This window comes from Scandinavium sp. NPDC088450 (assembly GCF_044900545.1).
Taxonomy (GTDB): domain Bacteria; phylum Pseudomonadota; class Gammaproteobacteria; order Enterobacterales; family Enterobacteriaceae; genus Scandinavium.
In genome coordinates this window covers 104,537-120,194 of sequence record NZ_JBJDNI010000001.1, presented here as the reverse complement: position 1 = coordinate 120,194, position 15,658 = coordinate 104,537, and the positions used below count along the sequence as shown (strand labels likewise).

Annotated in this window: 13 protein-coding genes and 3 pseudogenes; 3 read left to right on the top strand and 13 right to left on the bottom strand. The window is 51.8% G+C overall.

Annotated elements, in window-relative coordinates:
- Positions 1-95: 95 nt before the first annotated feature.
- The 8 genes and pseudogenes from ACI2I2_RS00565 to ACI2I2_RS00530 all read right to left on the bottom strand — a co-directional run bounded on the left by ACI2I2_RS00565 (position 96) and on the right by ACI2I2_RS00530 (position 8,573).
- Positions 96-479 (bottom strand): hypothetical protein, encoded by a 384-nt coding sequence (locus ACI2I2_RS00565; protein WP_404656103.1) that lies wholly within the window; start codon positions 477-479, stop codon positions 96-98.
- 348 nt (positions 480-827) lie between these two features.
- A pseudogene (locus ACI2I2_RS00560) lies at positions 828-947 on the bottom strand (IS256 family transposase); the annotation flags it as partial.
- 69 nt (positions 948-1,016) lie between these two features.
- Positions 1,017-1,247 (bottom strand): hypothetical protein, encoded by a 231-nt coding sequence (locus ACI2I2_RS00555; protein WP_404656102.1) that lies wholly within the window; start codon positions 1,245-1,247, stop codon positions 1,017-1,019.
- Between the two features lie 65 nt (positions 1,248-1,312).
- Positions 1,313-2,017, bottom strand: coding sequence for an RHS repeat-associated core domain-containing protein (locus ACI2I2_RS00550; RefSeq protein WP_404656101.1), 705 nt, complete (start codon positions 2,015-2,017; stop codon positions 1,313-1,315).
- A gap of 148 nt (positions 2,018-2,165) precedes the next feature.
- Positions 2,166-2,483 (bottom strand): NTF2 fold immunity protein, encoded by a 318-nt coding sequence (locus ACI2I2_RS00545; protein WP_404656100.1) that lies wholly within the window; start codon positions 2,481-2,483, stop codon positions 2,166-2,168.
- Positions 2,483-3,631: pseudogene (locus ACI2I2_RS00540) on the bottom strand (RHS repeat-associated core domain-containing protein); the annotation flags it as partial. The pseudogene ACI2I2_RS00540 and the gene ACI2I2_RS00545, both read right to left, overlap by 1 nt.
- A gap of 133 nt (positions 3,632-3,764) precedes the next feature.
- The gene (locus ACI2I2_RS00535) at positions 3,765-4,451 is read right to left on the bottom strand and encodes an ankyrin repeat domain-containing protein (protein ID WP_404656099.1); all 687 of its coding nucleotides are present in this window, start codon (positions 4,449-4,451) and stop codon (positions 3,765-3,767) included.
- Between the two features lie 25 nt (positions 4,452-4,476).
- A pseudogene (locus tag ACI2I2_RS00530) lies at positions 4,477-8,573 on the bottom strand (RHS repeat-associated core domain-containing protein).
- 329 nt (positions 8,574-8,902) lie between these two features.
- On the opposite strand from ACI2I2_RS00530, the gene tynA reads away from it, so the two are divergent.
- Positions 8,903-11,167 carry a primary-amine oxidase gene (gene tynA / locus ACI2I2_RS00525; protein ID WP_404656098.1) on the top strand — a complete coding sequence of 755 codons (2,265 nt, stop codon included), beginning with the start codon at positions 8,903-8,905 and terminating at the stop codon, positions 11,165-11,167.
- Positions 11,168-11,232: 65 nt separating this feature from the next.
- Here tynA and ACI2I2_RS00520 read toward each other — a convergent pair whose 3' ends face one another.
- Both ACI2I2_RS00520 and ACI2I2_RS00515 read right to left on the bottom strand, forming a co-directional pair.
- Positions 11,233-11,532 (bottom strand): helix-turn-helix domain-containing protein, encoded by a 300-nt coding sequence (locus ACI2I2_RS00520; RefSeq protein WP_404656097.1) that lies wholly within the window; start codon positions 11,530-11,532, stop codon positions 11,233-11,235.
- A gap of 10 nt (positions 11,533-11,542) precedes the next feature.
- Complete coding sequence (locus ACI2I2_RS00515; protein WP_404656096.1) at positions 11,543-11,884, bottom strand: type II toxin-antitoxin system RelE/ParE family toxin; 342 nt, start codon at positions 11,882-11,884, stop codon at positions 11,543-11,545.
- A gap of 260 nt (positions 11,885-12,144) precedes the next feature.
- Here ACI2I2_RS00515 and ACI2I2_RS00510 point away from each other — a divergent pair, with 260 nt between their 5' ends.
- Both ACI2I2_RS00510 and ACI2I2_RS00505 read left to right on the top strand, forming a co-directional pair.
- Positions 12,145-12,630 carry a cold-shock protein gene (locus tag ACI2I2_RS00510; RefSeq protein WP_404656468.1) on the top strand — a complete coding sequence of 162 codons (486 nt, stop codon included), beginning with the start codon at positions 12,145-12,147 and terminating at the stop codon, positions 12,628-12,630.
- 323 nt (positions 12,631-12,953) lie between these two features.
- Entirely contained in the window at positions 12,954-13,388 is a 435-nt protein-coding gene (locus tag ACI2I2_RS00505; RefSeq protein ID WP_404656095.1) for a hypothetical protein, read from the top strand.
- A 45-nt stretch (positions 13,389-13,433) separates the two neighbouring features.
- Here ACI2I2_RS00505 and arsC read toward each other — a convergent pair whose 3' ends face one another.
- Genes arsC through ACI2I2_RS00490 form a run of 3 tightly spaced genes read right to left on the bottom strand, consistent with a single transcriptional unit; the run spans position 13,434 to position 15,527 of the window.
- A complete protein-coding gene (arsC, locus tag ACI2I2_RS00500; protein WP_404656094.1) occupies positions 13,434-13,862 on the bottom strand; it encodes a glutaredoxin-dependent arsenate reductase in 429 nt (142 codons plus the stop codon).
- Positions 13,863-13,873: 11 nt separating this feature from the next.
- The gene (locus tag ACI2I2_RS00495) at positions 13,874-15,163 is read right to left on the bottom strand and encodes an arsenic transporter (RefSeq protein ID WP_404656093.1); all 1,290 of its coding nucleotides are present in this window, start codon (positions 15,161-15,163) and stop codon (positions 13,874-13,876) included.
- 43 nt (positions 15,164-15,206) lie between these two features.
- Positions 15,207-15,527 (bottom strand): transcriptional regulator, encoded by a 321-nt coding sequence (locus ACI2I2_RS00490; RefSeq protein WP_404656092.1) that lies wholly within the window; start codon positions 15,525-15,527, stop codon positions 15,207-15,209.
- Positions 15,528-15,658 lie beyond the last annotated feature (131 nt).

The following is a 15,658-nucleotide window of genomic DNA, read 5'->3' as shown; positions in this document are numbered from 1 at the left end:
CGCCTGGCGGCGCTTCATCACTACGGTCCTGCAAAATATCATGGTCCGAACGAGTTATGAGGTTTTTGCAAAATAGGTGTTTGTTGAATACAACGTTACTCAGCCTGCTTATTTGCTAAAGAGAGCGAGTGATATAGCGATGAGGATCTCTTTTCCAAATCCTCACATTGTGATTCATATCCGTTCACAACCACAGAATCAAGCTGATGCAAATATTCGCTTCTTATTTTCTGGCTGGAAGAATTCACAGCAATACTGGAAGACAATTTCAAATCAGAAATAACATTGGAGTAGCAGATGTTTTTACTTATGCCTCCCCAAAAAACACCAAATAAAAAACAAAAAGGTATAAGAAGCAAAATAATCATGTAAAAGACAAAATGAATTTCTTTTATTTTTTTACGAAACAAAAAATAGAGAATGATAAAAATCACAATTTCGAATGCAGTTAATAGAAACACCTGCTTCGTTATAAACATCTACCTTCCTCCCTCATCAATTATATGACGCACTTTCGATAATTCAACTTTCACCAAAATTCAATACATTCCAACTCCTTCAGGTAACTGAGAATTTTTGGGTAAATATTGGCCTCCAGAACCTGAAATCATTCCGGAAGCATAGCCAATGGTCGGTGGGAGTTGAGGATACAGCCCTCTGGATATTAAATCCGTCATGACTTCATTGCCAACATTTGCACTCCATAGCGCATCTGCAACCATTGTTGGCCTGTAAGCACAAACCCTATAGGACCCACATTTTTCAAGCTTTCCAATGGAAACCTATTCAAATTCTACTTACTGATACTCCCCCGTTGTGCTCGGTCAATTTAGCGCCGTTTCGACGATTAACTTCGTCAGCATGCGGAAAAATGCACTTAAATCAGCTTCGGCTTTAAGAACTTCAGCCAGTTCAGTCGCATGGGTATTCAGTCTTTTCTCGTCCATAACTTCCTGTCCCCGTTATTGATGTGAACATATTGAAAAGGCAATTACACAATTTCAATTACAGTTTCATCACTTATCATAGGATACTTTCTTCGATACTATTTGGTTGCCATTCATTTCATAGGAAATATTTCGACCGTAGGCAATAGGCCTTCCTTCGTTGTTATCATTGCCGTATTGAATAAATGAAACCACAACTCCCTTCTCTTTTTCCTCTATAAACACTGAATAACCGCTAACGCTCTCTCTCTGATAATCTAAAAAAGCACCTCCAAATGCATTCACCATTTTTTCGCTCATGAATACAATCCTGCCACTACTACAGCAAACAAAAGAAGCCAATATCATAAACAGAAGTGTACCCTTCATTCCAAAACCTCCACAAACCCTGTTTTGGGTGTGTATTTTTTGATGGTGTTTGCTGGTGTATCTAAATATATATTGTAATTTGAATGTTTCCGCCCTAGCAAATTAGCCCCACTAATGTCTGCTTTAGAAAAATCATCAGAGTTCCACACGTCATTTTCTTTCGTTGCATAATTGCCATCGATATCATTATAAAACCCATGCGTATGGTAATCACCAACCACTTCTGCATCGCCAGCGCACGGACTTTTGAATGGATTCACACCTGACTTGCCTCCTTTGATAGCATCCGTTGAATAGTATTTATTGCTTTTGTTTTTGCAGATTAACCCTCCGAACTCACGGTTCTCAGTGATAGATTTTCCATTGCAGGCCCTTAATGCCTGTATTGCTGCAGAATCCTTAGTATCAAAAATTCGTTTATCTAGCCCTTCAGGATCCATATATATAACAGGATCCAACGGATACCCATAAGCATTCCACCCACCCCGTAACCCAATCGGATCCTGGGTAATATACCGCCCCAGTTGTGGGTCGTAGTAACGGTGGCGGTTGTAATACAGGCCGGTTTCTTCGTCGTATTGCTGGCCCGGCAGGCGGATAAGCTGGCTCAGCTTGTGCGGATTTGTTTCCGTCAGCACATTGCCCCAGGCGTTGCAGCCTCCCTTCAGTTTACACTCCAATTTTAACACTCCATTAACCATTAGCCATTAGCCATTAGCCATTAGCCATTAGCCATTAGCCATTAGCCATTAGCCATTAAGATTCCTTTCCTCTGTCTCTACCGTCACCAAATTATTGAAATGAGGAGCAACGTGTTTGCATAAAATTATCAAAACTGAATTTGTTATTTCATTCTCCATGATGGAAACTCACAACCTCTCCATTAACTTTCTTAATTTTAATACTAAAAACGCCCCCAGCAACATTCGGCTTTGTAAACCCTTCAACATACCAATACCCTTCCAACTCTTTAACAATGTAAGGCTTTTCACCATCTGATATTTTTTTCCCATAGGCATATGCAACATATATTTCAGCCAAATCAATAGCCATTTGTTTTTTATATATCAATACACCATTATTCCCTTTGGAAAAGAGATTGCTACTTCCTTCAGTCCCTTTGCACAAAATCGGTAAAAAAAATATAACTACAATTAAAAAACGCATCAGTAAATATCTCCATTAGAATGCACTCGGCAAGCACTTGGAAGTGATTTTTTTATTTCACTTTGAATGCCCTCCAGATTTACCTTATGGAAACTTCCGTTTGGGTCGGCCATATATCCTATTAACCCTTTCGTCATCATCAAGTCCTGTGGGGAAAAGCTCTCATCATCATAACCAACACTTTCTGCGCCATGCGTATGATAGGTACCTACAGAAATAGTATTTGCAGGACATGAATTTTTAAATGGGTATGATTCATGGGCACTGCCCTTATTAGGGATTGTCGGGAAAAACGTATTATTTCTATCTTTGCAAATTAAACCTGCATATTCCGAGTCCGAACATATTGATACCCCATTTATTTTCTTCAGGATAGAAAATGCCGCATTATCTGGCTCTGGAAATTTTTCAGGTCCAATAAATGGCGAAAATAACTGGCATAATCCTTCTGAGCAAGTTCCCGATTTTGCATCATCCCATGCAGAGAGCCCCACAGGGTCTACGTTTCGCATAGGCTCCAGCGGATACCCATAAGCATTCCACCCACCCCGCAGCCCAATCGGATCCTGGGTAATATACCGGCCCTGTTGCGGGTCGTAGTAACGATGGCGGTTGTAATACAGGCCGGTTTCTTCGTCGTATTGCTGACCTGGCAGCCGGATAAGCTGGCTCAGCTTGTGCGGATTTGTTTCCGTCAGCACATTGCCCCAGGCGTCGTGGTCTGCCTGCCATGCTGTGCTGCCGTCTTCGTTTATCAGCGCCTGCGGCAGACCCCGGTGGTCGCAGTGGTAGAGGTGGATTTTTCGTACCGGGGTATACACCGGGTCCATCTGTCGGGCCATCTTCTCCACGCTTAGCCCGCAGCCTGCCAGCCACTGTCTGGTTTCCTCGCTGACGCACTGGCGGTGGATTTCCTGCTCCAGTATGTCCAGTTTCTCCGTCAGCACCGGTGGCAGCGTGATGCCCGTGTCCTGCTGCAGGACCTCCGCCAGGCTGCGGCGGGTGGCTTTCAACAACTCGTCAGTGGCGGTTTCGACCCTGAGCAGCGGGGTGAAACTCCCCGGGAGATACACCGTCTGGATGCGGGTTTCGCTGGTCTGGGTGGTGGTCAGCCGGTCGCCGTCCCAGCCGTACCAGGTTTCTGCCGGGGCGGGGTCGCTCTGTCCGTTTGTGCTGCGCGCATAATGGCTTTCCATCTGAGTTGCGTCATAGTCGTGGCAGGTGCTACGTCCCGTTGCTTTCTTATACCGGATAAGCCTCAGGTATCCCGATATTACCATTTTATTGTGGACACTCGTATTTCATTCCTTTCACTCTCTCCGGATTATTCTTTATGAAACTGCAACACTCTGGAATTACAGGAAAGAAATCAGGACGATGATAAACAATAGCCGTTATACAAGCATCACCATCTTTTTTCCCTTTAGATGTTACTGATGGATCTGCACCGTTTTTAAGTAAAAACCTCGTAAATTCAAGGTGATTTTTCCAGATGGCTGTTAGTAGGGCTGTTTCTATTGGAGGGGTATTACTCACAGCATTAATATTAGCACCGTGCGAAAGCAAAAAAGTGGCAATCTTCTCATGATTTTTCGTTCCATAATAAGCAGCAGCCATTAATGGGGTTTCCTGATAATCTTTGGATTTGAAATTTACATCAGCTTTAGCAACTTCAACCAGAAAAGTAACCGCTTCAATGTTAGCCCTTCCTGCAGCAATATTTAGAGCTTCATTTTTCTCCGGGAGCGTGACAGCTTTGCACTGAGTTATATCTTCAGCATCACACCGCCCACCTTTAAGGCATCGTTCACAATAAAACCAGGTTCGTTTTAGGCCCTCTATCGAGTCAGGGAAACTGGCTAATGGGGTTAAATGATAATTAGAATACCTTTTATCTCCATAACAAAACCACACTGACGCGGTAATAGCAATTAGTAGCAACGGGGTCACCATCCATTTTGAAAACATTGCAGCCTCGTGTATTTATCTTCTATTATCGAGCTTCGGTTTTTGCCGCTTTTTGTGCCGCCTCAAAAGCAGACTCGCCGAATTTTTCCACCGCTTTCTGATAAATTCCAGCTGCCATATGACAACTTGAGAGAATTTCTTCCGAATGGGGTATGCCCTCTAACTGTTTTTCGCAGGCCAATGATATATTATTACCCAACTCAGTATCACAGAATGCTTTATTACTTCCCAAAGTCCCATAACATTTATCATGTGCTTTACAAGCCTTTCCAAAGTCAATCCCATTGATGATATCAGGGACATATTTATCGGTTTTGGCATCACCGCACCCATCCCCCCATGGATGCCCGTCTGGTCTTAATGAGACGGGATTTGCAGCCTGAGTGGTATCCTCTATGGAGTTCGTAACCCTTGCCTGTATTCCAGGACTATTAATCATAGAACCCAGATCAGCCCAGCCCGACAGACCTAATGGATCTATTTTGATAAGCGGATCCAACGGATACCCATAAGCATTCCACCCACCCCGTAACCCAATCGGATCCTGGGTAATATACCGCCCCAGTTGTGGGTCGTAGTAACGATGACGGTTGTAATACAGGCCGGTTTCTTCGTCATACTGCTGGCCCGGCAGGCGTATAAGCTGGCTCAGCTTGTGCGGATTTTTTTCCGTCAGCACATTGCCCCAGGCGTCGTGGTCTGCCTGCCATGCTGTGCTGCCGTCTTCGTTTATCAGCGCCTGCGGCAGGCCCCGGTGGTCGCAGTGGTAGAGGTGGATTTTTCGTACCGGGGTATACACCGGATCCATCTGTCGGGCCATCTTTTCCACGCTCAGCCCGCAGCCTGCCAGCCACTGTATGGTTTCCTCACTGACGCACTGGCGGTGGATTTCCTGCTCCAGTATGTCCAGCTTCTCCGTAAGTACCGGCGGCAGCGTGATACCCGTGTCCTGCTGCAGAACCTCCGCCAGGCTGCGGCGGGTGGCTTTCAACAACTCGTCAGTGGCGTTTCGACCCGCAGCAGCGGGGTGAAGCTGCCCGGCAGGTACACCGTCTGGATGCGGGTTTCGCTGGTCTGGGTGGTAGTCAGCCGGTCGCCGTCCCAGCCGTACCAGGTTTCTGCCGGGGCGGGGTCGCTTTGTCCGTTTGAGTGGCGGGAGTAATGCCAGACCCGTTTGCCGATACGCCGGCCCAGCGGGTCGTACACATAACGGCTTTCGGTTTGTTTTTCATGGTGCTGCGTCTGCGTGCAGTGCACCAGCCGGTGCTGGTTATCATATTCATAGCCCCATCTGCGGCGGTCATCTGCCCGGTATCCGGCGGTGGTCAGGCGGTCCGTCTTTTCCGTCAGCCTGCCGTGGCTGTCGTGATGATACAGGAAGAGCTCATCCTCTGAGAGGCGGTTATCGGGCCATGCCGTGAGAGTGTTGTGCGGATACAGCTGCGGGTCAGGCAGCCGGTTGCCTGCCGGGTCGGTGGCATACGCGAGGAAGTGCTCCTGCTGGTGGTCAACGGTACGGACCTGCGTCAGCCTGCCGCTGTCGCTGTAGTCATATTCTTTTGTCTGCCGCGGGCTGCGGATACGGATGAGCGCCCCGGCGTCGTTCCAGTCGTAATCGTAGCCGTAGTCGCGGTCCTGTAGCGGGCCATTCAGGTGACGGCTCTGCAGGTGTCCGCCCGGGGTGTAGGTGGTGGTGAGTTCGTGGGGGCCGAAACCGCGCTGTGTTTCCCGGTGCAGACGGTCGCGGGTGAACTCGATGAGCGGCGTGTCGCCAAGTTTCATCCCGGCCAGATAGCCGCTGCCGTAGGTCAGCCACTCCAGCACCGGCAGACCATCCGGTTTGACGCGGTTGATGAGCCCGGCGTGATATCCGTGCAGGGTTTCGTGCTGCCACAGCAGCGCGCCGGTCTGCGGATGCGTGACTGTCTGGCGTTCGCGGTTGAGGCGCCCGCGGGTGTCGTACCCGTAATGGACGGCCACCGGGTGGCCTTCGCTGAGATGGGTGATACTCTCCAGCCAGCCGTGTTCGTCATACAGCCACTGTTCGGTCAGCTCACCATTAACGGTGCGGTGACTCAGCCGGTCGCTCTCGTCATAGTGCCAGCCGGTAATGAGGTCCTCATCATCGCTCCGGGTGAGCCTGCCGCCCGGGTCATAGTGATAACGCTGCGTACGGCCGTCAAAACCGGTTTCTTCTGTCAGCCTGTCCATCGGGTCATAGGCAAACGTGGTGTGACGGTCGTTCTCGTTGGTCAGTTGCGTGACGCGCCCGGCGGCGTCGTACACCATCTGTCGGGTCAGCCCGCCCCGGGTGATACTGACGGCATGTCCGCGGGTATCGTACTGCGTTTCACTGCGGGTGCCGTCCGGGGATATCACGGTGGTCAGGTCGCCTGCCGGGCTGTAGCCATAGCGGGTTTCCAGGCCCTGGCCATCACTGACCTGAACCAGCCGACCCTGTGCATCATAGCGACGGGACAGACTGAGGCCTTCTTCGCGGTGCACCGCCGTCTGCTGCCCGAAGCGGTCGTACTCATAGCGGGTCTGATAGCCCGAGCAGTCGGTGAAGGTCAGCAACTGGCCGTAACGGCTCCAGGTCAGTTGCTTCCGGCTGCCGGTGGCGTCTTCAATGGCGGAGGGCAGGTCGCTTTCCGGGTCGGCGTAATGGTAACGGGTGACATCCCCGCTGCGGGCAGTTTCCGACACCAGTCTGCCCTGCGCATCATACTCCCGGCTACTGCGCACCCCATCCGGGTGATGGGTGGTCGTTAACTGCTGCTGGCGGTTGTAATCATAATGCACCCGCCTGCCGTCCGGCCCGGTGACGGAAGTGACCGCCCCCGAGGCAATATTCAGCCGGAACACGGTCTTACGCCCCAGGGCATCGGTCTGTGCCGTCAGGTGCCCGTAGTCATTAAATTCACTGTGAAGGATAGTGCCGTCGGCGAACACCTTTTTCACCACCCGCTTCAGGCCGCCTTCACCTTCGGTGTGCAGCACTTCACGGCGATGCAGGCTGTCGGTAATGATGACCCGGTTGGGTTCATACGCATACGCGTAACTCAGGCCACCCGGGTTGCTCTGGGTGATGACCCGGCCTGCGGCATCATACTCATACCGGCTCTCCGGCCTGCCGGCATAACGGTGGGCCACCATCCTGCCGGGATGCTGCGTGTCATAAGTAAAGGCGCGCACCTCTGACCCGCTGCGGTCATAGACCGCCACCAGTTCACCGCGCGGCGAGTACGCATAGCGCACCAGCGGCATAGCGGGTAAATCCTGCGGATATTCGGGGTCATGCGTGAGCCAGATTTCCGTCAGACGCACCCCGTTATCCACCCCAAACCGGGTCTGCGGCATATCAGCCATGCAGACATAATTCAGCCGGAAGCGACGACCTGCGCCGTCGGTAACGGTGGTGATGGCCCCGACAAATACGCCGTCAGCCTCGCGCTGATACCGCTGCGTGCGGCCAAAATTATCGGCCAGCCCGGTCAGCACCCGGTACGGCGGCAATGGCGCAGGCAAAACTTCATCAACGGAAGGAGCCCGCTCCGCCCAGCCTAAAATCCACCACGGGCCCAGCGTGCTGTTGGTGGCAAAATAAAGGTGGGGGCTTAAGCGTACCGTCTCCGGCAGGGTGTGCCAGAGTGATGCCAGCGGATTACTGTCATGAAGTTTTAACACCCCGCCGCGCATCAGCCAGAAGGATTCGTTGCGGCTGAAGGCCGACTCGCCGGGAAACAGCGGGTCAAAGAGAATGCTGCGCCCGTCGTTGTCGTTGAGGATGAGTACATTATCACGAATTTGCAGGCGGATATCCGAGGGGGCTTTCCAGCCGGGACCAAAGATGCCGACCGGGGCCGGGGTTTTCGTCTGGTAACTGCTGTAGGTACGGGAGAGCACAAAGGGCACTGGCCCCGGCAGGGCAAGGTCGGTCTCGCCGGGCAGGACTTTGGCGCCGAGCAACGGGTTCACCGGGCTCCCGGACACCACTCCGCCCGGGCATACTGAGCAGGCCACACCGGTCGGCGCGCCAATCATCACCCCGAGTGAACCCTGCACAATTGGGCCACCGATGGCCGTCATATCACCCTGTCGTGCCGCCGGTTTACCGCTCATGACCTTGTCCTGTTGAATAATAATGAGGGTCGAATATTAGGCAGGCAATACGATCGGCAACTGCGAGCCAGATCACGCAACAAGATAATAAATATTTGTTTTTAAATGGATTTATTCACAAGAATGATAATGTTAATAGCATGATTCCGGAGAACAATGTTTACAGCCTTTAACTCAGTGCCTTCCAGTCTGCGCGGGTATCACCCCATTATGGCAAATCTGACAAAACACCTGGCAGGTGCAGACAAACACCGTGAGCCTGCACGCTGTTAGGGTGAGCATGACGCAACTCAACACAACACCAAAAAACACAATAAGACGAGGTTAAGATGAGCCTTACTTCTTTCTCCGCCCGTAAGACGGCGTTGGCTGTGGCAGTGGCCCTGATGTGTAGCTGGCAAGCACCCGTATTCGCCCACGGCGGCGAAGCCCACATGGTGCAGATGGACAAAACGTTGCAGGATTTTGGCGCTGACGTGCAATGGGATGATTATGCCCAGATGTTCACCATCGCCAAAGATGGCGCTTACGTGAAGGTCAAACCGGGCGCAAAAACCGCCGTGGTGAACGGCAAAACCCTGGCGCTTCAGGTACCGGTGGTGATGAAGCACAACAAAGCGTATATCTCCGATACCTTTATCAACGACGTTTTCCAGTCCGGGCTGGATCAGACTTTCCAGGTCGAGAAAAAACCACACCCGCTTAATGCGCTGACAGCGGCAGAAATCAAAGAAGCCGTTGAGATAGTCAAAACCTCCCCGGATTTCAAACCGAATACCCGCTTCACCCAGATTGCGCTCGCCGAGCCTGAAAAAGCCAAAGTGTGGGATTTCGTCCTGAGCGGTAAAGCCGTGGACGAACCGCGTCTGGCGAACGTCACCATGCTCGACGGCAAACACGTCATCGAAAGTCAGGTCGATTTGCAGAGCAAGAAAGTGCTGCACTGGGAGCCGATTAAAGACGCGCACGGCATGGTGCTGCTGGACGATTTCTCCACCGTGCAGAACGTGATTAACGCAAGTTCTGAGTATGCCGACGCGCTGAAAAAACACGGTATCACCGACCCGACGAAAGTGATCACCACCCCGCTGACCGTCGGCTATTTTGACGGCAAAGATGGCCTGAAACAGGAAGACCGCCTGCTGAAAGTGGTCAGCTATCTCGATACCGGCGACGGCAACTACTGGGCGCACCCGATTGAGAACCTGGTGGCAGTGGTCGATTTAGAGCAGAAGAAAATCATCAAGATTGAAGAAGGCCCGGTCGTTCCTGTGCCGCTGACACCGCGCCCGTATGACGGCCGTGACCGCGTCGCACCGAAAATCAAACCGCTGGATATCATCGAGCCCGAAGGCAAAAACTACACCATCACCGGTGACATGATCCACTGGCAGAACTGGGATTTCCACCTGCGCCTGGATTCACGCGTCGGGCCGATCCTGTCGACCGTGACCTGGAACGACAACGGCACCAAACGCAAAGTCATGTATGAAGGCTCGCTCGGCGGAATGATTGTGCCTTACGGCGATCCGGATGTGGGCTGGTACTTCAAAGCTTATCTGGATTCCGGCGATTACGGCATGGGCACCCTGACCTCCTCGATTGCCCGTGGCAAAGATGCGCCGTCTAACGCCGTGCTGCTGGATGAAACCATCGCCGACTACACCGGTGCGCCGATGAACATTCCACACGCCGTCGCCATTTTTGAGCGTTACGCGGGGCCGGAATACAAGCACCAGGAAATGGGTCAGCCAAATGTCAGCACCGAACGCCGTGAGCTGGTTGTGCGCTGGATCAGTACTGTGGGTAACTACGACTACATCTTTGACTGGATTTTCCACGATAACGGGGTGATCGGCATCGATGCAGGCGCAACAGGCATCGAAGCGGTGAAAGGCGTGCAGGCGAAAACCATGCATGACCCAAGCGCGAAAGACGACACCAAATACGGCACGCTTATCGACCACAACATTGTGGGCACCACCCACCAGCACATCTACAACTTCCGTCTTGATATGGATGTAGATGGCGAAAACAACCGCCTGGTGGCGATGGACCCGGATGTGAAGCCGAACACCGCAGGCGGCCCACGCACCAGTACCATGCAGATTGATCAGCACACGATTGAAACTGAGCAGGAAGCCGCGCAGAAATTCGACCCGGGCACCATTCGCTTGCTGAGCAACACCACCAAAGAAAACCGCATGGGCAACCCGGTTTCGTACCAGATTATCCCGTACGCAGGCGGCACGCATCCGGTGGCGACCGGTGCAAAATTTGCGCCGGACGAGTGGATTTACCATCGTCTGAACTTTATGGATAAGCAGCTGTGGGTGACGCGTTATAAGGCCGATGAACGCTATCCGGAAGGTAAATACCCGAACCGGTCAACGCACGACACCGGTTTAGGGCAATACTCCAAAGACAACGAATCCATCGATAATCAGGATGATGTGGTCTGGATCACCACCGGCACCACGCACGTCGCCCGCGCCGAAGAGTGGCCAATCATGCCAACTGAGTGGGTTCACGCGCTGCTCAAGCCGTGGAACTTCTTCGATGAAACGCCGACGTTGGGTGAGAAGAAGAAGTAGTTTTCTGACTGACGCAAAGCCGAGCCCAGGTCTAACGACCTGGGCTTTATTTTTCATTCAGTGATTCAAAGATGGAAGGCGACTCGCTTCCCGGTCGGGAGCGTGACATCAATAGTCAATTCCCCCCCTAATGCCGCAACATAGCGTTTGAGCGTAGACAAACGTGGATCGTTGTCAGGCTGCTCCATTCTGGCCACAGTAGGTTGCTTTACCCCCATGGCCTCCGCGAGCTGGGCCTGCGACAGATTCAGCTCTTCACGCAACTGAGTCAGAATGACGACCTGCCGCAGCTCTTCCACTTTTTCTGCAACACGGCGTTGAGCCTCAGGGCTCTGCTGCGCCATCAATGCTTTTAGCGTAGACATACAGACTCCTTTACCTTGACAGGTGTTGACTAAACTCAGCGTCTGCAAGTTTGATCATCTCTTTATAAAAGCGCTTTTCATTCACGCCAGTTTTGTTGGCCGCGCAAAGAACCAGGGCTTTACGCTGTGGGTCGAAGGCAAAAAATGCCCTTACCGGCTCGCCTCCATGCTGAACCCGTAACTCTTTCATATTACTGTAGTGTGAACCGTGGACGGTATCGACAAAGGGTCGTCCAAGCTGTGGCCCATACTCTTCCAGCAGGTGCATGGCTGCCAGCATATCTATCTGAAGTGCTTCCGTTTGCTCCATGAACCAGTCGTCAAACAGTGTCGTTGTCTCAACGCCCCACATTTATGTTCCCTCATAGCTTATTGACTATAGCAGCGATATAGCATTCTCGCTATATCCTCAAGGGGCAGAACGCGACGATGCGTGGCAACTCGTAATCATTCGATGAGCGAATCATGCCGTTTCACGATTCAGTGACCATCGCCGGGCAATTTTCCCGCTTTCTCCGTATCCGCTAAACTCAAAGGATGGTCTGAGCGGGCATTGTGCATTACACTGCGCGCTGCAAAATTTGATGTTGTTGAAAGAATACTCAGAAGGTACTGGCGATGAACGGAACGATCACAACCTGGTTTGAAGATAAAGGTTTTGGCTTTATCAAAGATGAAAACGGTGAAAACCGCTATTTCCACGTGATTAAGGTCGCCAATCCTGAGCTTATCAAGAAAGACGCGGCGGTCACTTTCGAGCCGGGCACCAACAACAAAGGCCTGTCAGCCTTTGCGGTGAAAGTGCTGCCGGAAAGCAAATACATCTACATCGCTGGCGAAAAGATGAAGCTCACAGCCATCAAATCGTATGTCGTATTCAGCGAAGATGTGCCGGTCGACAGCAAAATCGACAAAGAAAACGCGGTGTTGTCTGTTGGGCTGCTGATGAACAGTATTCGCCCGAAAGACAGAGTTAAACCGGGCGAAACACGCTCAGTGAAGAAACTGGCAATCACCACTTTCCAGGGCACTACGTCTATCTTCTCTGAAGATGAGATTGATATTGAAGCCACGATTAAGATGCTGAAGGTGAAGTGAACGGCAGCACCCTTCCATCGTGTTACCCTCCTTCCGGAAACAGACCTTCTTTAGTCAGCCCAATCGCAGTATTCTCTTCCGGCACCTGCAAAATCAGGTGCCGGGTTTAGCATCCTGCGATATCTTAGTGGCGACATTCCGGCGCGCCTTGCGCCTTTTTTATGTCGTACGCACGGTCATACCTCAATGGCGGACCGGGCGGTGGCGTCGCAAGACGCGCCGGTGTCCACTATGGCCGGTAATGCTAACGCCGTTCGGTTCCGCCACCCGTGAAATTAGCATTTCCGCTGGCGGTAAATTTACCTCTTAGTGGAGTTTGTCTTATGACAACATTTCCCCATCCCGAGTACGAATCACTGGCCCTTTCCTTCAGCGCCGCCACCGATTTCAACATTCTGGCCGACTACTGTGACCTTTTTGCCCAGGACCTGATCGACTGTCACGAACCTGTGGCAAAACTGGCGCTGCTGGGCCGCCTGAACGCCGGACTCGCTCTTCTTCGCCCGGTCATCGGCCAGCCGATCCCTGCCCATCTTATCGCCCGCTTCACCGCCGAAAAGCTGCCCGATCCGCAGATGAATTTCGAACCCGAATCAGAAACACTGTGTGAATACTGCCAGTCCCTGACCCAGGTGCTGAGCCAGCAGTCGCTGCTGCCGGAAACAGAGACCACGCTGAAAGGTTTGCTGTGTGAACTGGTGTGGATGTTTGCCGCCAATATGCAGGCCCCGCAGTGGGTGACGACAAAACTGGTTTGATGGCACAATCTCCCCCTTCATGACTGAAGGGGGCCATTGCTTTCGCTACTTAGTCATTCTTTTCCCGCTTTCATCCACGACCCGCTCGCCATCTTCTTTCGTAAACGCCCCTTTCTGCGCTTCAGGCAAAATCTCAAGCAGCACTTCGGAAGGACGACACAAACGAGTGCCCATTGGCGTTACAACCACCGGGCGATTGATCAAAATCGGATGCTGAAGCATCAAGCCAATCAACTGCTCATCGGTAAATTTGTCTTCCGCAAGGCCCAGTTGTTCGTAAGGTTCTGTGTTCTTGCGCAGCAATTCGCGCGCGGTTATTCCCATATCGGCAATCAGTTTCACCAGTTCATCGTGTGACGGCGGCGTGTCGAGATAATGGATAATCGTCGGTTCGTTGCCGCTGTTGCGGATCATCTCCAGCGTGTTGCGTGATGTGCCGCAGGCCGGGTTGTGATAAATCGTGATGTTGCTCATAGCGGTTCTCGTTACAGGGTGAAAGAGAGTCGTAGCGCCAGCGCAGCCAGCGTAACAAACAGCACTGGCAGCGTCATGATGATGCCCGTGCGGAAATAATAACCCCAGGTCACAGTCATGTTTTTCTGTGCCAGGACATGCAGCCATAGCAGTGTGGCAAGACTGCCAATCGGCGTGATTTTAGGGCCCAGATCGCAACCAATCACGGTGGCATACACCATCGCTTCTTTGATAACACCCGATGCGGTACTGCCGTCTATCGACAGCGCTCCCACCAGCACGGTGGGCATGTTGTTCATGATTGACGACAGGAACGCCGTCAGGAAACCAGTGCCAAAGGTGGCTGTCCATAATCCCTTCTCTGCCAGTATGTTCAGCAGCCCGGAAAGGTATTCTGTCAGTCCGGCATTTTTCAGACCATAAACCACCAGATACATGCCAAGCGAGAAAATCACTATCTGCCACGGCGCGCCGCGTAAGACTTTCCCGGTGTTGATGGCATGGCCTTTTTTGGCAACCGCAAACAGCACTATTGCCCCGACTGCCGCAATCGCGCTGACAGGAATGCCCAACGGCTCCAGCACAAAGAAGCCTGCCAGCAGTAACACCAGCACAACCCAACCTGCTTTAAACGTTGCCCGATCCTTAATCACGCTGGCGGGTTCGGGCAGCAATGAAACGTCATACGTTGCGGGAATATCCCGACGAAAGAAGAAATGCAACATGCCCAATGTGGCTACGATGGCGGCAATATCGACAGGCACCATCACCGAGGCATATTCGGTAAACCCAAGCTGGAAATAGTCAGCCGAGACGATATTCACCAGATTAGAAACAATCAGCGGCAAGCTGGCGGTATCCGCAATAAACCCGGCGGCCATAACAAACGCCAGCGTCGTGGCCGGGCTGAAACCCAGTGCAAGCAGCATGGCGATAACGATAGGTGTGAGGATCAGCGCCGCACCGTCGTTGGCGAATAAAGCCGAAACCACTGCCCCCAAAAGCACTATCCAGGTAAACAGCAAACGCCCTCGCCCTTTTCCCCAACGGGAAACATGCAACGCTGCCCATTCGAAAAAACCGGACTCATCAAGTAACAGGCTGATGATAATCACGGCAATAAACGTCGCTGTCGCGTTCCAGACGATATTCCAGACCACCGGAATGTCATCCAGATGAATGACACCGAACAACAGCGCCAGTGCAGCACCGATACTGGCACTCCAGCCTATGCTCAGGCCTTTTGGCTGCCAGATGACCAGAACCAGTGTCAGTAAAAACAGACTCCCTGCCAGTAACATTTCAGGCTCCATATATATGATTATAAGAATGTGTTTGTGTGGATCAGCAAGATGTAGAGGCAGAATGTGCCAACCAGCCACGCACCTCTTCCCGCAGACAATGCCAGCTTGTGGTAATGGTCTCAGCTGCCCAGGCGGGCATATGCGGAGACAAACGGTAGTGAACCCATTTTCCTTCCCGGCGATCAAGCACTAACCCAGATTCGCGTAATATCGCCATATGTCGGGATATTTTAGGCTGTGGCTCTGACGTTGCCCCGCAGAGATCACAGACGCATAACTCGCCAGATTCTTTCAGAAGCAGGATGATCGCCAGACGGGTTTCATCCGACAGGATTTTGAAAAGCTGAATGGGCTGAAGCATGATGTTGTCCTGATGACACAGAATACACATATGATAAAACAGATATGTAAATTTAGATACAGCCAATACCTGTTCAGAGAATCGGGCGAACCATGGCATTTGCGGCCTTCTCTGTTAAACATTCACCCATG